The sequence below is a fragment of the Planococcus plakortidis genome (genome assembly GCF_001687605.2).
Lineage (GTDB): Bacteria > Bacillota > Bacilli > Bacillales_A > Planococcaceae > Planococcus > Planococcus plakortidis.
The window spans coordinates 1,312,467-1,335,459 of record NZ_CP016539.2 but is presented as its reverse complement, the minus strand read 5'-3'; the positions used below and the strand labels follow the sequence as shown (position 1 = coordinate 1,335,459).

Sequence of the window (22,993 nt, the reverse complement as noted above, 5' to 3'; positions counted from 1 at the left end):
GAACCGCCTCCTGCACTTCCTTTTTACTTTATTCACCTTACCACGCAGGGCCTGTGCTGTCAGTCCAGAACTCCTGCGTGGCATGGGTTTTTTGCTGGATTTGAAAAAATAAAAAAGGCCGCTCTGTGCGGCCTGATTGTTATTCCGAAAAGACACCGATTGACCTGAATTTCTCGTATCGCTGGGCAATCAATTGTTGTGCATCCATGCTTTCCAGTTCCTTCAATGAATGACGGATGGCACCGCTGATCAATTGGGCCTGGCGGGCCGTGTCGTGATGGGCGCCCCCGCGGACTTCTGGAATCATATGCTCGATAATCCCCATTTCCAATAGATCTGGAGCCGTAATCTTCATGGCTTCCGCTGCGGTTTTCGCAAGCGCTGCATCTTTCCAAAGAATCGATGCGGCCCCTTCCGGTGAAATGACCGAGAACGTCGAGTTTTCAAGCATCAGGATGTGGTTGCCGACGCCAAGCGCGAGTGCCCCGCCGCTGCCGCCTTCCCCGATGACGATTGACAGCACCGGCACTTCAAGCCCTGCCATCTCCACGAGGTTACGGGCGATCGCTTCGCTTTGCCCGCGTTCTTCCGCAGCCTTCCCTGGATATGCGCCTTTCGTATCGATCAGGCAAATGACCGGGCGGCCGAATTTCTCCGCCTGCTTCATCAAGCGCAACGCTTTCCGGTAGCCTTCAGGATGCGGCATCCCGAAATTGCGGCGGACGTTTTCTTTTGTATCCTTGCCGCGCTGATGGCCGATGATCGTTACCGGCTGCCCTTCAAAACTCCCGATGCCGCCGATGATCGCTTCATCATCTCCGTAGACCCGGTCTCCATGCAATTCAATGAAATCCTTGAAGATGAGCGGCAAATAATCCAAAGTCGTCGGGCGTTCAGGATGGCGCGCCACCTGGACACGGTCCCAGGGCTTCATGTTTTCATAAATCTCTTGTTCTAGCTTAGCGAAACGCTGTTCGAGGGAAGTGATTTCTGAACTGAGGTCGACATCTGCCGTTTCCGTATATTCCTTCAGCTCGGAAATCTTCTTTCTCAATTCGATCAGCGGTTCTTCAAATGCCATCGTCTTCATTTTCTTTTTAGACATCGGATTCAGCCCCTTTCACATGCAAGCGTACGATGGTCGATAAAGTCTCGCGCATTTTCTGGCGATGCACAACCGCATCGAGTTGGCCGTGATCCAGTAGGAATTCCGCCGTCTGGAAGTCTTCCGGCAATTTCTCGCGCACAGTTTGCTCGATGACACGGCGCCCCGCGAATCCGATCAACGCTTTCGGCTCCGCCAAATTGATGTCGCCGACAGAAGCAAAGCTCGCGGACACGCCGCCAGTTGTCGGATGCGTCAAGATCGAGACGAATAGCAAGCCTTCATTGGAATGGCGCTTTAACGCGACGCTCGTCTTGGCCATCTGCATGAGCGATAAGACGCCTTCTTGCATACGCGCCCCGCCGCTTGCCGTGAAGATCAAAAACGGCACTTTCAATCGGGTGGCCAGTTCAACTGCACGGGTGATTTTCTCGCCTACGACCGAACCCATCGACCCCATTCTAAAATGTGAATCCATTACGGCCACGACTACTTGCTGGCCTTTAATCGAACCGGTCCCTGTGAGCACCGCCTCGTTCAAGCCGGTCTTTTCACTGTCGGCCTGGACTTTTTCGCTATACCCCGGGAAATTCAACGGGTTTCCCGATTTCAAATGATCATCCACCGATTCGAAGCTTGAATCATCCATCAGATGCACAATTCGTTCATGGGCCGTCATTTTGAAATGATGGTCGCATTTCGGGCATACTTTGTTCAGATTCTCCAATTCCTTCGTCAAGGTGATGTGCTTGCAGTTCGGGCATTTCGTCATCAAACCCTCCGGCACATCTTTTGCCGCTTTGGACGGTATCGTCGCTTCTTTTTCATCTCGTTTTCGCTTGAATATATCGCGTATCATTGCCATTGTGCATTCTCTCCTTTGATTAAGACGCTGCTCCAGGCTTTAAAATCCCGGATGGCTGTTTCGGCATCCTGTTTTTCGATCGCCTGCAGGATATTCTTCAGCAGGGTTTTCTCTTCCGTCGTGACTTCGCCATCGTACGGATTGCCCCCGTATTGCTTCAATAAGAACCAGATTTTCAACGATAGGCGGTTGCCTGACAGCACCATCAATTCACGGACGAAATCCTCCCTTATGAACTCATGGCCATCGAGCCGTTCACGGAAACTTTCCCATACAGGCAGTTTCGCGGCGTCGCTTGCGCAGATCGCCTGGATGGCTGCGGTTTCGTGTATGCACATCGTCACGCGGACATCTTCCAGCGTCTTGTTGTCCTGCAGTATGAAGGTCGCCAACAATTCCACAAGCCGGTGCTTTCTCGGATCGGCCAAAAATGTCCCTTCACCGCGTCGTGTTTCGATAAGCCCCAGCAACTCCAGGCTCCGGAGTGCCTCGCGGATCGTCGAACGACCGACCGCCAGCTTCTCGGCCAGCTCCCGTTCCGACGGGATCCGGTCGCCCGGCCGGATGTCCTGTTCCCGAATCATGTCCCGCATTTCACTTACGATATTTAAATAGCGCTTTGGCTGATTCATGAAAACTCCTTTTGTTTCCATTTTTTTGAAAGTGGTCTGACCACTAATCTTCCTATACTCTACAAAAAATTTCGGCCGCCGTAAAGAAAAAACTGCATTTCTTTTTAAGAAATGCAGTCCAAGCTGTCGAGAAAGTTATGAAGTCGTATTTTCCAAAGCTTATTGATCGCTTTCCGCGGGCGGGAATCGAGCCTCCTCGGTCGCTACCGAAAACCCTTGTGCTCCCACATCTGCCAGCAGATGCGTCGCAAATGAATAGGCTCAGCATAGCTTCGCTCATTCATTGCCTGTAGGGTCTCTCAAACCCGCTATTCCCGCAGGAAAGATAAGATCGACCTACGGGAGACCTTATCTTTGCGAAGTAATGCCTAGCATTATTGAGCAGAATGTTTTCCGATCAAACGCTTCTCCCAATACTTAGATCGACCTTTGAATTAGAAAATGTAGAAAAAACAATTTTCGCTCCAATTTATAGCTGTTCATAGACTTGTTCAACACTCTGAACTGTATTTCTTTTTAAGAAATGCAGTTCTTTGTCGATACTCCTATATGGGTCTGGATCATTTTGTTCCTTCATAAAATGGTTTTGCAGATGATGGTCGTCTTGCCTTGGCGGGTTTCAGCCGTTCCTTGGATTTCAAGCAAGGCGTCTTTATCCAATATTTCGTTGTACTGCGCATACTCTTTCGGGAACAGCGTAACCGAGGCGACCCCTGTTTCATCCTGCAATGTGGCAAACGCCATCGCATCGCCTTTTTTCGTGCGGATGCGCCGTACGTCTTCCACCAGCCCGAGCACTTCTACACGCTCACGGTCTTTTTTCTTCGGCAACTCGTTTAGCGCTGTATACGCCTTATTGCGCTGTTCTTTTTCCCGCTCCACAGGGTGGGTGCTCAAATAGAAGCCGAGTGCTTCTTTCTCGAAGTCGAGCTTGAGCCCGTCCGGCATCGGATCTGCTTTTGTGTATTTCGGTTTCATGAAGCTCGATCCCATATCATCGAACAAACCCGGGTCTTCGTTCGGTTTGACCAGTTCTGCGTGCTTGATCGCACTATCAAGAGATGCGAGCAGGACGGCCCGGTCTTTTCCGAGCACGTCCAAAGCGCCGGCTTTGATGAGTGGCTCGAGAGCCTTGCGGGTGAAATGCACAGCCGAAATCCGTTCGGCAATATTGAACAGGTTTTGGAAAGGCCCTTCTTTTCTCGCCTCGAGAATGGCTTTGACTGCCGTTCCGGGAACCCCTTTCACTGCGCTGAGCCCTATGCGGACCTGGCGTTCTTCCGATGAAAAACCGTAGCGGCTCCTTGCGATGCACGGTGCCGCAAGCGGGATTCTGCGTTCTTTCATTTCACGCATGAACTGTGCCGTCTTCTCGTTGTTCCCTTGGCTGTTCGATAACAGCGCGGCATAGAACTGCACGGGATAATGGGCTTTCATATAAGCCAGTTGGTAGGAAATCATGCTGTAGGCGACTGCATGGCTTTTCGGGAAGCCGTAATCTGCAAACCGCACGATCAAGTCATAGACATCTCCCGATTCTTTTGCGGTATAGCCTTTAGCGGTGGCGCCTCCTACGAAATGCTGGCGCTCTTCATCAAGGATCTGACGGTTTTTCTTGCTGACGGCACGGCGTAAAAGATCGGCTTCGCCTAAGCTGAAGCCCGCCATGTCAGCGGCGATTTTCATGATCTGTTCCTGATAGACGATGACGCCGTATGTTTCCGATAAAATTGGTTCCAGCACCGGATGGATATAGGCTACCGCCTCTTCGCCATGCTTGCGGCGCGCATACAGCGGGATGAATTCCATCGGTCCTGGCCGATACAAGGCATTGACCGCGACAATATCGCCGAACGCGCTCGGTTTGATGAGCATCAAAGCGCGCCGCATACCCGGTGACTCCAGTTGGAAAATGCCCGCTGTGTCGCCCTTTGCCAATAAGCTATAGGTTCCTTTATCGTCAAGCGGCAAACTGCGGTAATCAATCGGCAAATTGCGGTCGCGTTTCAGCATATGCGCCATATTTTCCAGAATCGTCAAATTGCGCAATCCAAGAAAATCCATTTTCAATAAGCCGATCGCTTCAAGCTCCTGCATCGGCCATTGAGTGATGAAAATATCGTCATGGCCTTTTTCGATCGGGACATAATCCACCAATGGGCCCGGACTCAGGATGACGCCGGCTGCATGGATTGAGGAATTGCGGGGCAGGCCTTCCAGCTTCAGTGCCGTCTTGAACCAGCGCTCTCGTGTTTCATTTCCGACAATCCAGTCTTCCAACGCTTTCGATTCACGAAGAGCTGCGCGCAAAGTGATGCCTGGCCGGCTTGGGATGAGCTTTGATATCTTCTCGAGTTCTTCGGCTTCGAACCCGAATACCCTCGCCGTGTCTCTCGCGACCGCTTTTGCGGACAAAGTGCCAAACGTGATGATTTGTGCCGTCTGCAAGGCACCGTATTTTTTCGCGACATACTCGACGACTTCGTGGCGGCGATGGTCCGCGAAGTCAATATCGATATCCGGCAAGGTGACGCGCTCCGGATTCAGGAAACGCTCGAATAATAACCCATGAGCGAGCGGATCGACATCCGTGATGCGCATCGCGAAAGCGACAAGCGAGCCGGCGGAGGATCCGCGTCCAGGGCCGGTCAAGATGCCCCTGTTTCTTGCATAAGCCATGAAATCGGAAACGATGAGGAAATAATCGATATAGCCCATTTTCGAAATGATGCCAAGTTCATAATCGAGCCTGTCCAAATAGCTTGGTTCCAATTTCCCGATACGTTGTTCCAGGCCCTTCAGGCAAAGCTCCCGGATCACGTCGCTTTTGTCGCTGCCTTCCTTCACCGGGAATCTCGGCAGCAATTGCCGGTTCAACGGAATCGTGACCCGGCAGTCCATGAGCAGCTTCCGGCTTTGTTCAAGCCATTCAGGATGGTCTGAAAACCACTCCGATAATTGCGTTTGCGTCGGGACGAATGCCATTGAATGTTCAGGCTTCCGGCGTTCAGGGTCACTTAGCTTGAACCCTTCGCCGATTGACCTTGCCACTTCATACGCAAAGGCATCTTGTGGCTTTACGTATCGGCATTCGTGGCTTGCCATGAATTTGAGACCGAAGGATGAGCAGTACTCGATGAACGTTTGTTCTGTCTCCTGCACCATCCCCCCAGGCCGTTCGATGCTGGCGAACAAGCCCTCCCCGAACAACCGCGACAAGATGCCGAGCGCTTCGCTGCGGTCTGTCAGCACCCACTCCGCATGATCAGGAATCACGCATACTAAACCTTCCTGATAAGCTGCCAGCCATTTTTGCGGGATGGCGTCCACATCGCGGGTCGACAAAGCACTCGACAGCTTCAATAACATCTGGTAGCCGGTGTTGTTCTGTGCATACAGCACTACAGGCAATGCGGCCCCGTCAAAGTCGACGGGCACGGAAAGGCCGAGCACCCCGTGGATGCCGGCCTTTTTGCAGGCGTCCCAAAATGGCAGGACGCCGTATAATTTGGAATTGACCAAAGCTGCCGCGCCAGCGCCTTGCTCGGTGAGAACCGCAAACAGTTCATCGAGGCGGATCGTGCTCTTGAGCGGATCAGCCGCCGTCACAATATGCGGATAGACCATTTCAACACCTTCTTTCCTTATGCCTTCGCGCAAATTTCTTTCAATCGCCCGATGACCCGGTCTGCCTCATCCCAGGAATATGCGACTGCCCCGGACGCCATCGGATGCCCACCGCCCCCGAATTCCTTGGCGAGCGTATTGATGACCGGACCTTTTGAACGCAAACGGACGCGGATTTCAGAATCTTCTTCTATTAGGATGACCCAGGCTTTGATGCCTTTGACATTGCCGAGCGAGCCGACCAAAAGGGAAGTGTCTGCCGGGGTGACTTCGAATTTCGCCAGGATATCCTTGGTGATTTTCACAAACGCCGCGCCATCTTCATTCATCTGGAAATTCTGGTACATATACCCTTGTAAATGCAGCAATTTCCGGTCCATCTCATACATGCCGTTGTGGAGTTCGTTGCGGTCGAAATCGTACTTGATCAATTCGCCTGCCACGTCGAACGTCTTCTGCGTGGTGCTCGGAAACAGGAACCGGCCGGTATCGCCGATGATTCCCGCATAAAGCAGCCGGGCACCCGCATCGGGCATGGACCAATTCTCTTCCACTTGGCCGTATGTGAATAGTTCATAGATCATTTCAGATGAGGAACTCGCTTTTGTGTCCACTTGGCAAATATCCCCGTAATCATCATCATTCGGATGGTGGTCGATTTTCACCAATTTCGCCCCGCTTCGATAGCGCTGGTCGTCGATCCGGTCCGTATTGGCGGTATCCGTGACAATCACTAAAGCACCTTCGAAATCGTCATCTTCGACTATATCGGGGAAATCGAGGAAATCCATGTTGTAATCGTGCTCTCCCGCTGCAAGCACACGCTTTTGCGGGTAGTTGTGGTCCAGTATGTATTTCAGGCCGATCTGGGACCCGTATGCATCCGGGTCGGGGCGCACATGGCGATGGATGATGATCGTATCGTATTGCTTAATTGTGTCGATGATTTGACTGTACATTGTTTCAATCCTCCAGTAGGCAGGGAAATCCATTCGCATTTTCTGGCCATCCCCATTACAATGGAGATAGATTTGCACAACAGGAGGTTCCCCATGCTCATATTCGTATTTTTGATTATCATTTCAGCTGTATTCTATCTCTACTATAAAACGAAGCAGATCCGCACCCGCTTGCCGGTTCGCAAAAACTGGTACGCCAGCCGCGCCCAGATTGCGCTCGGCAGCTTTATCGCCTTTTTCGGCATCAATCAGCTATTCGTTTTCCAAACCGTCGTCACGTATATCATTGCCGGCATTTTCATCGTTCTCGGCTTGGCGCTGATCGTCCATAACTTCAAGGCGAATCGCCATTACCAAGCATTTCTCGATGAAGAAACCCGCTTGAATCCATAAAACAGCCCCTCCCATGCGGAGAGGTTGTTTTTTTTCGTGCGATCGGTGTAAGGAAGGGATCGCTCCCCTGCCAAGGTGCCGCCCATCAACGGTCGAGCAATTGGAACGTCAGCATCGATTTGCCGATCACTTGCTGTTCATATAGCACTTCAACATCGACTTTCGCCGATTTTCGGCTAATGTCCAGGATGGCCGGCCGGATGGTCAATGAAGCATCGAGCTGAACCGGTTTCAGGAAGTAGACCGTAATATTTTCAAGCACGCTGTCTTTGCGGTTTTTCGTTTTCAGTGCAACGGTCGCAGCCTCTGTCAGCACCATCGTATAAGCCCCGTAGGACAATGAACCATATGCATTCGTCATCTGCGGCGTGACACGGAATTCCAGGCTTAGCTTGTCTTCTTGCACCAAGGTCAACTGGCTTTTGATGATATCATCGATGGTCTCGCCTTGCTGCGGCTGGCGCTGGGCAGTCTGGATCGCTTTCAATACATCCTGCCGGCTGATGATACCCATGAGATTGTGGTGGTCGTCGGTGATCGGCAATAAATCGATGCCTTCCCAGATCATCCGGTGCCCTGCAGCCGCGACGCTCGTCTGCAGCGACACGGTAATCGGGTCTTTGGTCATCACTTTATCGATCGTTTCACCATCCGCAGCGCCGATGACATCCCTAGACGTAACGATCCCGACCAGCCTGCCGTTGCTGTCGACAACCGGAAATCCGCCGTGCGTCGTTTCATTGTTCAGCTCATTATAGCGGCTGACCGGATCTTTGATGTGGAGGAAATGGGTGTTTTCCAAGGGGATCAAGATGTCTTCGATGAGCAGGATCTCTTTTTTGATCAATTGGTCGTAAATCGCCCGGTTGATCATCGTGGCTACCGTAAACGTGTCGTAGCTGGTGGAGATGACCGGCAATTCCAGTTCATCGGCCAGCTTCTTCACTTGATCCGACGCATCGAAGCCCCCTGTGACGAGAACGGCGGCCCCTGCTTGAAGGGCATACTCATGGGCTTTGTAGCGGTTTCCGACAATGAGCAGATTTCCGGCTTCCGTGTAGCGCATCATGTCTTCGAGCTGCATCGCCCCGATAACGAATTTGTTCAGTGATTTATGGAGGCCCGCCCGACCGCCGAGGACTTGGCCATCAACGACTTTGACGATTTCCGCATACGTCAGGCGTTCGATGTTCTCTTTTTTCTTGCGCTCGATGCGGATGGTGCCGACCCGTTCAATTGTCGAGACGAGCCGCTTGTTTTCCGCTTCCTTGATGGCCCGGTACGCCGTGCCTTCCGATACTTGGAGCTCCTTGGCAATCCGGCGGACGGAGATTTTCTCCCCGACAGCCAAGGTCTCGATATAGTCCAAAATCTGTTCGTGTTTCGTAGCCATTATTTCACCAATCCTTCTGCTATCCTTATCCCTTAGTTTATCACAATCCGAATGGAAGTCGACAACCCGGGCAGCCGCCTTCAAAAGCCAAGTTCGGGTCGAGGCAATAAAAAAAAACAGGCAAGGGAAATCATTGGTCTCCCTTGCCTGTTCTCTGTTAAAAGATTCTATAATTCGATGCTATCGCCAGGCTTCATGACCTGGACTTCCGCCTGCTTGACCGCCTGCTTGAATTTTTCTGGGTCCTGCTTGATCGGCGGGAAGGTATTGTAATGGATCGGCACCGCTTGCTTTGGATTGATCAGCTCGACGGCGTAGGCGGCATCTTCCGGTCCCATCGTGAAGAAATCGCCGATCGGGACGAATGCCAAGTCGATCGAATGGCGCTTGCCGATGATTTCCATGTCGCCGAACACTTCCGTATCGCCCGCATGGTACACCGTTTTCCCTTCGGCTTCGAAGAGAATCCCGGCTGGCATGCCGCCGTAGATGACCTCGCCTTCTTCTGTCGTATAGGATGAGCTATGGAATGCTTTCGTGAATTTCACTTTGCCGAAGTCGAATTCTTTAGCGCCACCGAGGTTCATGCCAACTGTCTCGATTCCTTGACTGCCCAGGTAATTGGCCAGCTCGACAGGCGCCACGACGACCGCGCCGCTTGATTTGGCGATGTCCACTGTATCGCCGACATGGTCGTTATGCGCATGCGTCAACAGAATCGCGTCCGGCTTTTCTTCGCTTGCTGTCAAGTCCGTCAATTCGTTTCCGGTAATGAACGGATCGATAAGGATCGTTTTGCCGCCGGTTTGGATTTTCACAACCGAATGACCGTGATATGAGATTTTCATGATATCCCTCCAATAGAGTTTTGGCTCCTTGCTTTCTGCTGTTTTATACCCTGATTTTTGATATGCTACACATGAAGGGGAGGAATACATATGAACAAATTGACCAATTTGCAAAGTTTTTTGAAGCAACAGCAACTCGACGCGGCGCTCATCACCGACCCGCATAATGTCTTTTATTTGACCGGTTTCAATAGCGACCCGAAAGAGCGATTGCTCGCCGTCATGGTGTTTGCTGATGCTGAGCCGTTCCTCATCTGCCCGGCAATGGAAGCGCCCGATGCGAAAGCAGCCGGCTGGACTGGCGAAATTGCAGGACATGCCGATACGCAAAACGCGATGCAAGTGCTTTACGAAACAGCAGCTACGCGGAATTTGCCGCTGGAGCACATCGCCATCGAAAAAGCGCATATGAACGTCGAGCGCTACGACGCAATCAACCATTATTTCCAGTCACCCAAGATCCATTCGATCGATGCGCAGATGAACGCGATGCGCGTCATCAAAGATGCGGCCGAACTCGACATCCTGCGCCATGCCGCGTCGCTTGCGGATTACGCCATCGAAGTGGCAGCTGACGTGATGCAAGAAGGCATGACGGAAATCGAATTGATGACCGAAATCGAGACAGCGTTGAAGAAACGCGGCATCACCCATATGTCGTTTGACACCACTGTGCTGACAGGGCCAAAAGCCGCTTCCCCGCACGGCAAAACCGGTGAACGTAGAATCGCTCGCGGCGACCTGGTGCTGATGGACCTCGGCGTCATCTATGAGGGGTATTGCTCGGATATCACCCGGACACTGGCTTTCGGTGAACCGAGCGAACAAGCGAAAGAAGTATATGAAGTCGTCAAGCGGTCTGAGCAAGCAGCACTCGAGGCGGTGCGCCCGGGCGTCACGGCAGCTGAACTTGACGGCATTTCCAGAAAGGTCATCGAGGACGCGGGATACGGACAATATTTTACACACCGCCTTGGCCACGGCCTTGGGATTTCCGTCCACGAATTTCCGTCGATCCACGGAGGCAATGATATGCCGCTCGAGGCGGGCATGGTCTTTACGATCGAACCGGGCATTTATGTTACGGATCAGGTCGGCGTTCGCATTGAAGACGACCTGGTCGTCACCGAAGACGGCTATGAAGTGCTGACCAAATACCCGAAAGAATTGACGATCATCAACCGTTAGAAAAAAGAGCTGGCCCGAAAATCCATTTGGCGGATTTTCCTGGGCCAGCTCTTTTTCATCATTATTGCAGCAACTCGTCTACCGATTTGTATTCGAGGCCTTGATCGTCAGCTACAGCCTTATATGTTACATGGCCATCCATTGTGTTGACGCCTTTTTTCAATGCTTCGTTGTCAAGGACCGCTTGCTTAAGCCCTTTATTGGCGATTTGCACTGCGTAAGGGACCGTCACGTTCGTCAAGCCGATTGTCGAGGTGCGGGGAACTGCGCCTGGCATGTTCGCAACGGCATAATGGACAACATCGTGCTTCACGTAAGTCGGTGCGTCGTGAGTCGTGATGCGGTCGCTCGTCTCGAAGATTCCGCCTTGGTCGATGGCGATATCGACGACGACAGAACCTGGCTTCATCGATTTGATCATGTCTTCAGTGATCAATTTCGGCGCTTTCGCTCCAGGAATCAATACCGCCCCGATGACCAAATCCGATTTTTCGACCGATTGGGCGATGTTCAATGGGTTCGAGATCAATGTTTGCACATCTTTGCCGAACAAATCATCCAATTGGCGCAAGCGTTCTGGGTTCAAGTCAAGAATCGTGACATCTGCACCCATCCCGATCGCCACTTTCGCAGCGTTCGTCCCTGCGACACCGCCGCCGACGATGGTCACTTTGCCGCGCGAAACGCCAGGGATGCCGCCGAGCAGGATGCCGCCGCCTCCGTGGATTTTCTCAAGGAACTGGGCACCGATCTGTGTCGACATACGGCCTGCCACTTCACTCATTGGCGTAAGGAGCGGCAATGAATTGTTCGGGAGTTGGACCGTTTCGTAAGCGACACCGGTTACTTTCGATTCAAGCAAGGCTTTTGTCAATTCCACTTCCGGCGCTAAATGCAAGTAAGTGAACAGCACTTGGCCTTCACGAAAATGCTTGTACTCGCTAGCTACCGGCTCTTTTACTTTCATGACCATGTCCTGCGCCCACGCCTGGTCGGCATCCGCCACGATTGTGGCGCCTGCTGCTTCATAATCGGCATCCGTAAAGCCCGATCCGAGCCCTGCACCGGATTGGATGAAAACTTCATGGCCATAAAGTGCCAAGTTCACTACTCCCGCCGGCGTCATCGCCACGCGGTTTTCATTGTTCTTAACTTCTGTAGGTACCCCAATACGCATTACAAAACCCTCCATTTATTGTGTCTGAAATAATAAAATAAACGAAAATACTAGCATTTGAAACCAAATCCATTCTAACAGATATTGTTGGATATTGCTCCTTAATTTTGTCTTTTCAAAAGATATTTTTTTACTTGCCATAACGCGGCGCAAAAGCATTTATATCCAGAATGAAAGATATACCGGTATAGTGAAAGCAAAAGAAATAGGAAATAAATCAATAAATTTCACTCTTTAGGAAGGAACAAATTGCCCATGCCTCGAAAGATACAGTATAGACAAAGGAGGAATGTACAGATGACCTTAAAGTATAATCAAATCATGGTAGCTGTCGACGGATCAAAAGAAGCGGAATGGGCATTTAAGAAATCCATTGGTATCGCCACACGTAACCATGCGACCTTGAACCTGGTGAACGTGATCGACACCCGGTCGTTCGCTGCGATCGAAGCTTATGACCGCTCGATTGCCGACCGCGCCCAAAAATTCGCGGAAGACTTACTTGGGGACTATAAAAAAGAAGCCGAAGCCGGCGGTGTTGAAAACGTCAACATTGTGGTCGATTACGGCTCACCTAAAACGATGATCCCCCGCGAACTCGCTGAGAGAGTCGAAGCCGACTTGATCGTCTGCGGCGCAACCGGTTTGAATGCAGTCGAACGTTTCCTTATCGGCAGCGTTTCAGAACACATCGTCCGCTCCGCTAAATGCGACGTGCTTGTTGTCCGTACAGACGAAGCCCAAAGTGACGCACCGGATGAATACTATTCTGAAGAACGCTCCGGAAAACCTGAGTGACACATATAAAAGCACATGGCCTTCATCCGGGCCGTGTGCTTTTTATTATGCCTAATCTTTCACTTTAATGACGATTTTTCCTCTGGCATGGTGGGATTCGCTTAGTTCATGCGCATCCCGCACCCCTTCCTCGGTCAATGGGTAGAGATGGCCGATTTCCGGTTTCACTTCCCCGCTGACGAACAGATCGCCCAATTTCTTCAATTGCTGGCCATCCGGTTCCAACCAGAAACCGCTGACATGGATGCCGAGCTTTTCCGCTTTTTCCTCATCGGGCTGGCCGGCGATGCTGACAAGCCTGCCGCCGCGCTTCAACACGCCGTAACTTTTTTCGAGCGTCTCCCCGCCCAAAGTATCCAACACGAAATCGAAGTTCTCCAACACTTCCGAGAAATCTTCTTCGTGGTAATCGATGACGCGATTCGCGCCGAGAGACGTGACCAGTTCGTCATTCTTATCGCTCGCTGTCGTCGCTACATAGCAGCCAATGCTGTTGGCAATCTGGATCGCCATGCTCCCGACGCCGCCTGCACCTGCATGGATGAGCACTTTATCGCCTTTTTTGATATGGCCGCTCTCTACCAGGCATTGCCAGGCAGTCAGCCCTGTCAAAGGAATCGCTGCACCTTCCTCGAAGCTCATGCTTTCGGGCATGCGCGCAAGCAAGTTTTCATCGACCGGGACGAACTCAGCATAGGTCCCTTGGCGTGTTGTAGCCGGACGTGCAAAAACCCGGTCGCCAGGATGAAAATGACGGACGCCCTCGCCCACTTCCTTGACGATCCCTGCAACATCCCACCCGAGAATGATCGGGAATTCCCATGGCAGCATTTCTTTCAAATAGCCTTCCCTCAACTTCCAATCGATCGGGTTGACTGAAGTCGCGTGGACTTCCACCAATACTTGATGCGCCGAAATAACCGGCGTTTCCACTTCGCGTTCTTTCAATTGCTCTTTACCCCCGTACTGATCAATAACGATCGCTTTCATTTGCACCCACTCCTCCCTTTTATCCCTTATATACCCTGAGACCATCTTGCTACACATGAAAAAGCGCCAGAACTTCACTGACTATGCTATTATGGATACTGTTTCATAAAAGAGGTTCGCAAACTCCCTCTCTAAAAAACTAAGGAGCTGTATGTAAATGAAAAATGAAAAAGCAGTCGTGGTCTTCAGCGGCGGGCAAGACAGCACCACTTGCCTATTTTGGGCGCTGGAACAATTCAGCGAAGTGCTTGCCGTCACGTTCGATTACGGCCAGCGCCATGCGCAAGAAATCGACCACGCAAAACGCATCGCCGAGAAGCTCGGCGTGTCCCTTCAAGTGCTCGATATGGGGCTCATCAACCAATTATCCGCCAATGCTTTGACACGTGATTCGATCAAAGTCGAAGAACAACAGGACGGCCCTCCTTCCACATTCGTTCCTGGCCGCAATTTATTGTTCTTGTCTTTTGCAGCGATCTACGCCGATGCATTCGGCGCACGCCACCTCGTGACCGGCGTCAGCGAAACGGATTTCAGCGGTTATCCGGATTGCCGGGATACCTTTATCCGTTCGCTCAATGTCAGCCTCAACTTATCGATGGACAAGCAGTTCGTCATCCATACGCCGCTCATGTGGCTCGATAAGGCCGGCGTCTGGGCATTGTCCGACGAACTCGGCGCATTCGATTTCGTCCAAGACGAAACCTTGACCTGCTATCACGGCATTCCGGCCTCAGGCTGTGGGACATGCCCATCTTGCGTACTGCGAAATGAAGGCTTGCAGACGTATTTGTCCCAAAAGGCAGGTGCGAACTCTTGATGCAGCAATTCTACCCATCTGTCCCGCACCCCTATAGCTTTGAATTGAATAAGGATATGCATTTTTCCGCAGCTCATTATATCCCGGCCGACGAAGCCGGCAAATGCGCAAAAATGCATGGCCATACCTACCATTTGAATATCACGATTGCCGGCGATCGATTGAACGGCACCGGTTTTCTCATCGACTTTAAACAATTGAAAGACTTGATCCATAAACGCTACGACCATAGCGTCTTGAATGACCATCCGGAATTTGGGGATACTTTCCCGACGACCGAACAGCTCGCGCAGCAAATACACGAGCTGGTGCAGGAAACGCTTGACCGTTCGGATAACCGCCCAAGATGCATTCAAGTCATCGTCCGGGAAACCCCGACAAGCTATGTCATCTACCGTCCGAAAGAGGTGTCTTCATGAAGATTCCCGTGATGGAAGTATTCGGCCCGACGATACAAGGCGAAGGCATGGTCATGGGCCAGAAGACGATGTTCGTCCGGACCGCTGGCTGCGATTATTCCTGTTCATGGTGCGATTCCAAATTCACTTGGGACGGCACCGGAAAAAGCGTCATGATGACTGCAGATGACATAGCCCAGCAGCTTGAGGATCTCGGAAAAGACAGCTTTTCACACGTCACCATTTCCGGAGGCAACCCGGCACTTCATAAAGGCATCGCAGAACTGGTCGCATTGTGCCAAGAGAACGGCTGGCGTACCGCCGTCGAAACGCAAGGAAGCATCTGGCAGGATTGGCTCTCGGAAATCGATGAAGTGACCGTTTCCCCGAAGCCCCCGAGTTCTGGCATGATTTTGGACTACTCCAAACTCGATGCCATGCTCGGCAAGCTATCGTCATCTCAAGCCAGCCTGAAAGTTGTCGTATTCGATGAAGCGGATTTCTTTTTCGCTGAACAGCTGCACTTGCGTTATCCATCATTCCCGTTCTTTTTGCAAGTCGGCAATGACGATACACAGACGAGCGAAGACGAAAAGTTAGTCCAGCATCTGCTCGGGCGCTACCAATGGCTGATCGACAGGCATTTGGCTTCCGTTTCGCTCAATGACGCAAAAGTATTGCCGCAGCTCCACACCTTGTTATGGGGCAATAAGCGCGGCGTGTAAGGAGCCACCTACAGAACCGGCCGTTCCCATTATTATGGGAACGGCCGGTTTTTTTAATCAAGCTTTTTTCACAAACTCCGATTTCAGCTGCATTGCGCCAAAGCCGTCGATTTTGCAATCGATATTATGTTCTCCGTCCACGAGCCGGATGCTCTTGACTTTCGTGCCGATTTTCAACGGATTGGAACTGCCTTTCACTTTCAAATCCTTAATGACCGTGACAGCGTCCCCGTCCTGCAAAACGTTTCCGACGGCATCGCGCACTACTTCCTCCTGCTTCTCATCCGGGTTCCATTCATGAGCACATTCCGGGCAAACCATCATCCCTGCATCTTCATATGTGTATCCAGAACCACATTCCGGGCAATTCGGTAAAGCCATCATTCAGTTCTCATCTCCTAAAAGTGACGATGCATCGTGCATCGGTGGATCTTCTCATTATACCAAATCGCATGGGCGGTGATGGGGCCAATTTCATTTGACCACAAGGACCGGGCATTCTGCATGGTTGACGGCTTTGTGGCTGACGCTGCCGAGCATCACTTCACGGATCGGTGACAGGCCGCGGCTGCCGATGACAAGCAGGTGGTATTGCTTGTCTTTTGTCATCTGGACGATAGCCGGGCCAGGTATGCCGTGCAGTACTTCGACATGATGGAATATTTTCTCCCTGTCGAGCATCTCGGTTACCGGCTGGATTTTTTTCCGCCTCGCCAAATCGAATTCCATCGCCGAAGCGTCGTGGATCACTTCATTTTCATCTTCCTTGTAATCGGAGACATAGACGACCGTCACTTCCGCTCCTTCAACCAGGCTGGCAATCTTTACCGCTTCCCTCGCCGCGCGGATTGAGTTTTCCGACCCGTCGACAGCCAACAAGATTTGCTGATACATACTCCCACTCCTTCCATACTGATCATTCCCTGTCTCTTTACGCTATTCGCCGTCCCTCCAAAAGTTCCTGCCTATTTCCTGAAATGAAAAAACCGGCCCCATCCGGATGGGGCCGGCTTGCATCATGCTTTGTTTTCTTTGAACCATCCATTGACTTGCGTGAAGAATTTCGCCATCGTTTCAGGTTTCGACATATTCGGGACGCGTGCAAGAAGCACTTCTTTCGGCGCTTTCAAGCCTTCCCGTTTCTTCTGCAACACCAAGACGGCTTTTGCGTGCTGGGCATTTTTGAAGATGTTTTCCGGTAATTCCATCACGGCCTGGATATGCGCCTGTTGCTTCAGGAAACTATGCAACTGCCCGGCGAGCGGCGATTCGAAAATGTTCCTCGGGATGACAAAGAACAAATAGCCGCCTTCTTTCGTATGTCTCAAGGATTGCTCGATGAACAGGTGATGGGCATAGGACATGCCTTCTTCCGCTTTCAGTTCATAATTCGAGGCAGTCGCTTCGTCGGGATAATAACCGACCGGCAAATCGGACACGACGCAGTCGACCGGATCGATCAATAGCGGCTGCAGGGCATCCTGCAAATAAAATGTCACTGGCTGTTCGATTAAATTGCCGATATTCGAAGCCAGGCGGATCAACAGGTCATCGAGTTCGACAGCTGTCCCGCTCATGCGGCCGTCCAAATAGTTCATCACTGTAAACAACAGGTTCCCCGTGCCCGCCGCCGGGTCGAGAACCGTCGCTTGTTGTTCCTTGACGAACAGCTCCACCAGATAGCCGATCAACAAGCCAAGCGCATCCGGCGTCATTTGATGGTGGGGCTGGACATGCTCTTTCATGCCTTTCAGGATCGACAATTGGATCGCTTTTCGCACGTCTTCTTTTGTGCCGCCTTCGGCAATAGTCAATTGCCCGTCCAGCCAGCGCTCAGTCGTTGTGAGCAAGCTTTCCAAATAGGATGTCTCTTCCTGTTTTTGGATCGACACAGTTTCATTGTCGATCGCCGTAAAAATGCTTTCCATAGATGAATTCATAAATCTCCGTCCTCAATAAGGAAACCCACTCGGCTAGAGTGGGTTCCTGGTATTAGTTTGTAAGCTCTCTCACTGCTGCGAGTGCTTTTTCGTAATCCGGGTGATCGGTGCCTTCTGCTACATATTCCACATATGTCACTTTCCCGTCTTTGTCGACAACGAAGATGGAACGTGCCAATAAGCGCAGCTCCTGCATCGTCAGTCCGTATGCTTCGCCGAAGGAAAGGTCGCGGTGGTCGGACAATGTCGTGATCGAATCTACGCCATTGATCTCCGTCCAGCGTTTCTGCGCGAATGGCAGGTCGCAGGAAACCGTCAATACTTCGACCTCGTCACCCAATGATGCCGCTTCATCGCTGAATCGTTTCGTCTGATCGGAACATACTCCTGTATCTAGCGACGGGACGACACTGATCAACAGCACTTTGCCTTTGAAATCGCTAAGTGTCTTCGGTTCCAGGCTGTTCGATAGCACCGTGAAATCCGGTGCCGCATCGCCTACTTTCACTTCATTTCCTGGCAATGTTACAGGGTTTTGCTTGAATGTGATTTGTACCAAATTGCAACGCCTCCCTTTCAGATTACCTTCATCATACTAAATGCCTTCACTCTCTTGCAACCGAGACCCTTCCAGCCGTTTCCTCGCCATCTGCTGTTTCCGGTAGGCTTCCTCGTGGACGACGGTCGTATCCGCGATGAAATCATGGACCCCCTGCTTTAAGGGAGTGAAGCCGACAATCCAGTACAAAGGCAGGATCGTCACCGAGATAAAGCGGCCGATCCACTCACGGAACAATAAAGTGGCCCATGATAAGCGATCCGTTTTCAGCGAAACGACGCGCAAGCCGAAAATCATCTTGCCGACCGTCTGCGCAAAGAATTTGGTCATCAAGACAAAATAACCGTAAAAGACAACCGCGGTCAAGATTGCATATGGCGCATACCAAACACTTTCTGTGGCCTCCCACCCGAAAAGCGCGAACAACGGCCGGATCAAAATAGAGGAAACTGCTGAAATGAGCAGGATATCGACCAAATATGCCCAGAAGCGCATCCAGAACCCTGCCGGCTTGCGTTCATAGAAAAGCACCAAATCGTTTTCCGGCTGGGACGGCGGAGTGGCAGCTGCCCGTTCCGCCGCATCCGTATTGACGTGATCAGTCATGCTTTTCCACCTCCTTAGTTTTCACCGTATAGATACATCATCCGCGGCCCGCTGTTTTGGGACAGCATATCCGAAATGAATTTCGTTTCCATGTCCATCCCGAAGAATGAGCCGGCCTTCATCGCGAACAGTGAAGACCAGTTATCTCCGGCCCCGTACTCGAATACTTCACCGTCGGCTAGATCGAAATCATCACGCATAGCCTGGATGACATCTTCCGCAAAGCCGAAATCGTCCGCAAGGTTCGCCTCGACTGCTTGGCGGCCATTCATGATGCGCCCATCTGCGTATTCCTTCACTTCCGCTTCGGTCATATCGCGGCCTTCTTCGATGACATCGACAAACTCTTCATATGAACTGTCGAGCATGTCTTGCAAAAGCGCCCGTTCTTCTTCGGACATCTCCCGCGTCGGGCTCAATATGTCTTTGTATGGCCCCGATTTGATGGTGACAAAATCAATGCCATAGCGCTCTGCCAATTCACCATAATTGACGCTTTGCATGATGACACCGATTGAACCCGTCAAGGTTTCTTCGCTGACGAAAATCTTTTCAGCCGGCGCGGCAATATAATAACCGCCTGATGCAGCCATCGCGCCCATCGACACGTAAAGCGGCTTGCCGGTTTCTTCCTGGATTTCCTTGATCTTGTCGTGGATTTGAGCGGACTCGACCACGCCTCCGCCAGGGGAATTGACTTGCAGCACAACGCCTTTGACGCTGCTGTCTTCCTTGACGGCTTGCAATTGCTCCATAAACAGGTCATGGTTATAGCCAGCAGCTGCAAAAACGGAAGCTTCGCCCGTATCCTGGATCGCCCCGTCCACATTCAACACTGCAATGCGGTTGGAAGCATCACCCGGTTCAACCACTCGTTCGCTCAAGGCTGTCTGATCCATTCCCGTCCAATCATCAAATCCTGAAGTGAAATCCGACTGCAGTACGCTGAATGCCGAGTTAATGACCAGTGAGATCACTAGCAATACAGCAGCGGCGACTAAAGCGATCCATCGTTTTGTGTTCATCATGTTCCATTTCCCTCCTTAAGTATTCCATTTAACTATACGATACAACGCTCAATATGTTTCACTTTCCGCCAAATTCGGCACCTGCTATATGGCGGTTTTTTCTTATCCGTCTCGCTTCCATGATTTTCGACCCCGTGAACAGGATCAGGGCGCTCCAGATAAAGGAGAAGGAAATGGCCGAAATGGTCCCGAATGCCTCTCCGTACAGAAAGACGCCGATCAACAGCATCAAGCTCGGGGCGATATATTGAAGGAAGCCGATCATATATAACGGAATGAGCGGCGCCCCCATGGCGAAAAGCAGTAGTGGCAAGGCGGTCAGGAATCCGCTGAGGATGACGAGCAGGTCGGTCGGCACGCCGCTATGCAAAAACGCTGCGCGGTCGACAGAAAATAGATAGATATAATAGGCAGTCGCAAACGGCAGCACGAACATCGTCTCGATCGCCAGGCCCCTTAATGCATTCAGCTGGATGGTTTTCTTGATCAATCCATAGAACGCAAAGCTGAATGCCATGCCGAGCGCCAGCCACGGCAAAGTCCCGTAGGAAATCGTGATGACCGCCACGCCGATAGCGGCAAGCACAAAAGCGGCCTTTACGGCAGGCGAAAGTTTTTCCTTTAAGAAGAACGAACCGAGCAACACGGAAATGAGCGGGTTGATGTAATAGCCCAGGCTCGTTTCGACGATCCGGTCGTTGGTCACGGCATAAATATAGAAAAACCAATTGGCCGAAATGAGGAACGAAGCAAGCATGAGCATGAAGAAGGTTTTCTTCGACTTCCACAAGGACTTTATATCCTCCATAAATCGCTTGCCGCCCCCTGTCAGCACGATAAAGCCTAGCGTCAGCCAAAACGCCCAAAAAATCCGGCCGGCCAGCAATTCGTCGGCGGGTACATGGTCAACTTGCTTCCAGAATATCGGGAGGAACCCCCAGATCGTATAGGTCAAAATCGTCAGCAATGTTCCTTTTTTCTCTTCAGTCATCTTCGCATCGCGCACCATTCTTAAAATATTTTTATTCACGAAATAATAGACCCATTATATGCCTGCCCTATTGGAAAGTAAATACAGCAAAAGCCCCCGGTGTGAGCGGGGGCTTTTGGCAAAATCATTATTTTTTTGCATTTTCCGCTTGCCGCAGTTCAACGCGGCGGATCTTGCCTGATGCCGTTTTCGGCAGTTCGGTGCGGAACTCGATAGCGCGCGGGTATTTATACGGCGCTGTCAATTCCTTGACGTGATTCTGGAGTTCCGTGATGAGCCCTTCCCCGCCTTCGTTGCCTTCTGTCAAGACGACAAAAGCTTTGACGATCGCCCCGCGGATTTCATCCGGTGAACCGACGACGGCACATTCCTGCACGGCAGGATGCTTGACGAGCGCATCTTCCACTTCGAACGGCCCGATCGTGTAGCCCGACGAAATGATAATGTCATCCCCGCGCCCTTCGAACCAGAAAAAGCCATCTTCATCTTTTGATGCTTTGTCGCCGGTGACGTAATAATCGCCGCGGAATTGCATTTGCGTACGCTCCGCATCTTTGAAGTATTCCTTGAACAAAGCCGGCGTCTCGACGTGTACGGCGATGTCCCCGACTTCTCCAACCGCACATGGCACCCCGTTGTCATCGATGATGTCCACCCGGTTTCCTGGCGTCGGTTTGCCCATCGAGCCTTTGCGCCCTTGTGTGCCTTTCATCGTGCCGACAAGCAAGGTGTTTTCGGTCTGTCCGTAACCGTCGCGCACATCCAAATTGAAATGCTTCCGGAAGACATCGATCACTTCAGCATTCAAAGGCTCTCCTGCCGACACGGCGCTGTGGAGCGCGCTTAAATCGTAATCCGCCAAATCTTTCTGCTTCGCCATCAGCCGGTATTCCGTCGGCGTACAGCATAGCACGTTGATTTTCCGTTTTTCGAGCAATTCAAGATAGACAGCCGGGTCGAATTTGCCATTATAGACGAATGCCGTCGCCCCGCTCCCGAGTGTAGCGAGGAACGGGCTCCAGATCCATTTTTGCCAGCCCGGGCTCGCCGTCGCCCAGACCAGATCCCCTTTTTCCGCACCGAGCCAATGCTCGGCGGATGTGCGCAAATGCGCATAAGCCCAGCCGTGGCTATGGACCACGCCTTTCGGATTGCCGGTCGTTCCGGATGTGTAGGAAAGAAATGCCATGTCGTCATTCTTGGTCTGTGCCGCTTCATAATGGTCAGAAGCTGAAGCGATTTCGTCGGTCAATGAAATCCAGGAATCGGGTCCCTGGCCGATGACGAAATTGGTCAGCCCTTCCATTTCAGCGACTCCTTCAAATTGGCTCAAAAACGGTTCATATGCTATGACCGCTTTGGCCTCGCTATGGTTCAGGCGGTAGGAAATATCTTTCGCCCGCAGCATTTCAGAACTCGGAATGACGACGAGCCCTGCTTTCAATGCGCCCACATACACAATGTACGCCTCGATCAGCCGGGGCACCATGACCAGCACGACATCGCCTTTTTTCAGGCCTGCTTTTTCAAAGCTGTTCGCTGCACGGTTCGCCTGTTGAATCAATTCATCATATGTAACTTCTTTCTTTTCCCCTTTATCGTTCTCCCAAATGATTGCCTTGCGTCCATCTCCCGTCGCAAAGCGTTCGAATTCTTCCACCAAATTATAGTTTTCAGGTGCCAGCAATTGTTCGCGTTTCATCCCAATCTCCCCTTTGCCAATAAACTAATATTATTCTTATATTATTATACAATAAATATTTAATTATTCAAAATAATTATTTTAAAGCAATTCTTCTATTAATAAGGACAACCGCGCAAAAAACCACTCCACATCGTCAATCTTTTTCTGATATCAATACTAATTCACTAAATGATTGTTCTAATAGAATAACGAATTTACTGCATAATAATAGCCCGGCCAAGGACATGTCCTTGGCCGGGCTGCTAG

Annotated in this window: 23 protein-coding genes and 1 riboswitch; of the genes, 6 read left to right on the top strand and 17 right to left on the bottom strand. The window is 51.3% G+C overall.

The features are described from left to right. Nucleotides 1-139: 139 nt before the first annotated feature. The 5 genes from BBI15_RS06805 to BBI15_RS06785 all read right to left on the bottom strand — a co-directional run bounded on the left by BBI15_RS06805 (nucleotide 140) and on the right by BBI15_RS06785 (nucleotide 7,188). Nucleotides 140-1,105, bottom strand: coding sequence for an acetyl-CoA carboxylase carboxyltransferase subunit alpha (locus BBI15_RS06805; protein ID WP_068868869.1), 966 nt, complete (start codon nucleotides 1,103-1,105; stop codon nucleotides 140-142). Continuing rightward, nucleotides 1,098-1,970 carry an acetyl-CoA carboxylase, carboxyltransferase subunit beta gene (gene accD / locus BBI15_RS06800; RefSeq protein ID WP_068868868.1) on the bottom strand — a complete coding sequence of 291 codons (873 nt, stop codon included), beginning with the start codon at nucleotides 1,968-1,970 and terminating at the stop codon, nucleotides 1,098-1,100. Before accD ends, BBI15_RS06805 begins: the two co-directional genes overlap by 8 nt. Then, on the bottom strand, nucleotides 1,961-2,602 hold the full coding sequence (locus BBI15_RS06795) for a FadR/GntR family transcriptional regulator (protein ID WP_157101633.1): 642 nt from the start codon (nucleotides 2,600-2,602) through the stop codon (nucleotides 1,961-1,963). The genes accD and BBI15_RS06795 overlap by 10 nt, the downstream gene beginning before the upstream one ends. Nucleotides 2,603-3,175: 573 nt before the next feature. Beyond that, complete coding sequence (dnaE, locus tag BBI15_RS06790; RefSeq protein WP_068868866.1) at nucleotides 3,176-6,229, bottom strand: DNA polymerase III subunit alpha; 3,054 nt, start codon at nucleotides 6,227-6,229, stop codon at nucleotides 3,176-3,178. A 17-nt stretch (nucleotides 6,230-6,246) separates the two neighbouring features. After that, nucleotides 6,247-7,188 (bottom strand): DHH family phosphoesterase, encoded by a 942-nt coding sequence (locus BBI15_RS06785; protein WP_068868865.1) that lies wholly within the window; start codon nucleotides 7,186-7,188, stop codon nucleotides 6,247-6,249. Between the two features lie 93 nt (nucleotides 7,189-7,281). Between BBI15_RS06785 and BBI15_RS06780 the strand changes: the two genes are divergently transcribed. Continuing rightward, nucleotides 7,282-7,581: a YtpI family protein gene (locus BBI15_RS06780; RefSeq protein ID WP_068868864.1), complete on the top strand. Its 300-nt coding sequence runs from the start codon at nucleotides 7,282-7,284 to the stop codon at nucleotides 7,579-7,581. Nucleotides 7,582-7,666: 85 nt separating this feature from the next. On the opposite strand, the gene BBI15_RS06775 is transcribed toward BBI15_RS06780, so the two are convergent. Next, the gene (locus BBI15_RS06775; protein WP_068868863.1) at nucleotides 7,667-8,974 is read right to left on the bottom strand and encodes a DRTGG domain-containing protein; all 1,308 of its coding nucleotides are present in this window, start codon (nucleotides 8,972-8,974) and stop codon (nucleotides 7,667-7,669) included. A gap of 167 nt (nucleotides 8,975-9,141) precedes the next feature. Continuing rightward, entirely contained in the window at nucleotides 9,142-9,822 is a 681-nt protein-coding gene (locus tag BBI15_RS06770) for a metal-dependent hydrolase (protein ID WP_068868862.1), read from the bottom strand. A 90-nt stretch (nucleotides 9,823-9,912) separates the two neighbouring features. On the opposite strand from BBI15_RS06770, the gene BBI15_RS06765 reads away from it, so the two are divergent. Continuing rightward, a complete protein-coding gene (locus BBI15_RS06765; RefSeq protein ID WP_068868861.1) occupies nucleotides 9,913-11,010 on the top strand; it encodes a M24 family metallopeptidase in 1,098 nt (365 codons plus the stop codon). Between the two features lie 61 nt (nucleotides 11,011-11,071). Here BBI15_RS06765 and ald read toward each other — a convergent pair whose 3' ends face one another. Continuing rightward, nucleotides 11,072-12,187 carry an alanine dehydrogenase gene (gene ald / locus BBI15_RS06760; RefSeq protein WP_068868860.1) on the bottom strand — a complete coding sequence of 372 codons (1,116 nt, stop codon included), beginning with the start codon at nucleotides 12,185-12,187 and terminating at the stop codon, nucleotides 11,072-11,074. A gap of 297 nt (nucleotides 12,188-12,484) precedes the next feature. Between ald and BBI15_RS06755 the strand changes: the two genes are divergently transcribed. After that, nucleotides 12,485-12,985: a universal stress protein gene (locus BBI15_RS06755; protein WP_068868859.1), complete on the top strand. Its 501-nt coding sequence runs from the start codon at nucleotides 12,485-12,487 to the stop codon at nucleotides 12,983-12,985. A 51-nt stretch (nucleotides 12,986-13,036) separates the two neighbouring features. Here the strand turns inward: BBI15_RS06755 and BBI15_RS06750 are convergent, their stop codons facing one another. Then, nucleotides 13,037-13,975, bottom strand: coding sequence for an NADP-dependent oxidoreductase (locus BBI15_RS06750; RefSeq protein ID WP_068868858.1), 939 nt, complete (start codon nucleotides 13,973-13,975; stop codon nucleotides 13,037-13,039). 105 nt (nucleotides 13,976-14,080) lie between these two features. After that, a riboswitch (PreQ1 riboswitch) is annotated at nucleotides 14,081-14,124 on the top strand. 8 nt (nucleotides 14,125-14,132) lie between these two features. Between BBI15_RS06750 and queC the strand changes: the two genes are divergently transcribed. The 3 genes from queC to queE are packed head-to-tail and all read left to right on the top strand — an operon-like array spanning nucleotide 14,133 to nucleotide 15,918. Beyond that, nucleotides 14,133-14,795 (top strand): 7-cyano-7-deazaguanine synthase QueC, encoded by a 663-nt coding sequence (queC, locus tag BBI15_RS06745; protein WP_068868857.1) that lies wholly within the window; start codon nucleotides 14,133-14,135, stop codon nucleotides 14,793-14,795. Next, nucleotides 14,792-15,214 (top strand): 6-carboxytetrahydropterin synthase QueD, encoded by a 423-nt coding sequence (gene queD / locus BBI15_RS06740; protein ID WP_068868856.1) that lies wholly within the window; start codon nucleotides 14,792-14,794, stop codon nucleotides 15,212-15,214. Before queC ends, queD begins: the two co-directional genes overlap by 4 nt. Next, a complete protein-coding gene (gene queE, locus BBI15_RS06735) occupies nucleotides 15,211-15,918 on the top strand; it encodes a 7-carboxy-7-deazaguanine synthase QueE (RefSeq protein WP_068868855.1) in 708 nt (235 codons plus the stop codon). Before queD ends, queE begins: the two co-directional genes overlap by 4 nt. A 57-nt stretch (nucleotides 15,919-15,975) precedes the next feature. Here the strand turns inward: queE and BBI15_RS06730 are convergent, their stop codons facing one another. The 8 genes from BBI15_RS06730 to mbcS all read right to left on the bottom strand — a co-directional run bounded on the left by BBI15_RS06730 (nucleotide 15,976) and on the right by mbcS (nucleotide 22,744). Then, nucleotides 15,976-16,302 carry a zinc ribbon domain-containing protein YjdM gene (locus BBI15_RS06730; RefSeq protein WP_068868854.1) on the bottom strand — a complete coding sequence of 109 codons (327 nt, stop codon included), beginning with the start codon at nucleotides 16,300-16,302 and terminating at the stop codon, nucleotides 15,976-15,978. A gap of 90 nt (nucleotides 16,303-16,392) precedes the next feature. Beyond that, on the bottom strand, nucleotides 16,393-16,812 hold the full coding sequence (locus BBI15_RS06725) for a universal stress protein (RefSeq protein ID WP_068868853.1): 420 nt from the start codon (nucleotides 16,810-16,812) through the stop codon (nucleotides 16,393-16,395). Between the two features lie 122 nt (nucleotides 16,813-16,934). Then, the gene (locus BBI15_RS06720; RefSeq protein WP_068868852.1) at nucleotides 16,935-17,858 is read right to left on the bottom strand and encodes a class I SAM-dependent methyltransferase; all 924 of its coding nucleotides are present in this window, start codon (nucleotides 17,856-17,858) and stop codon (nucleotides 16,935-16,937) included. A 52-nt stretch (nucleotides 17,859-17,910) separates the two neighbouring features. Further along, on the bottom strand, nucleotides 17,911-18,417 hold the full coding sequence (gene tpx / locus BBI15_RS06715; protein WP_068868851.1) for a thiol peroxidase: 507 nt from the start codon (nucleotides 18,415-18,417) through the stop codon (nucleotides 17,911-17,913). A gap of 36 nt (nucleotides 18,418-18,453) precedes the next feature. Further along, nucleotides 18,454-19,023, bottom strand: a complete 570-nt coding sequence (locus tag BBI15_RS06710; protein WP_068868850.1) for an RDD family protein — start codon at nucleotides 19,021-19,023, stop codon at nucleotides 18,454-18,456. Between the two features lie 14 nt (nucleotides 19,024-19,037). After that, nucleotides 19,038-20,048 carry a signal peptide peptidase SppA gene (gene sppA, locus BBI15_RS06705; RefSeq protein ID WP_068872536.1) on the bottom strand — a complete coding sequence of 337 codons (1,011 nt, stop codon included), beginning with the start codon at nucleotides 20,046-20,048 and terminating at the stop codon, nucleotides 19,038-19,040. 61 nt (nucleotides 20,049-20,109) lie between these two features. Then, entirely contained in the window at nucleotides 20,110-21,042 is a 933-nt protein-coding gene (gene rarD, locus BBI15_RS06700) for an EamA family transporter RarD (protein WP_068872535.1), read from the bottom strand. Between the two features lie 127 nt (nucleotides 21,043-21,169). Continuing rightward, entirely contained in the window at nucleotides 21,170-22,744 is a 1,575-nt protein-coding gene (mbcS, locus tag BBI15_RS06695; RefSeq protein WP_068868849.1) for an acyl-CoA synthetase MbcS, read from the bottom strand. Nucleotides 22,745-22,993 lie beyond the last annotated feature (249 nt).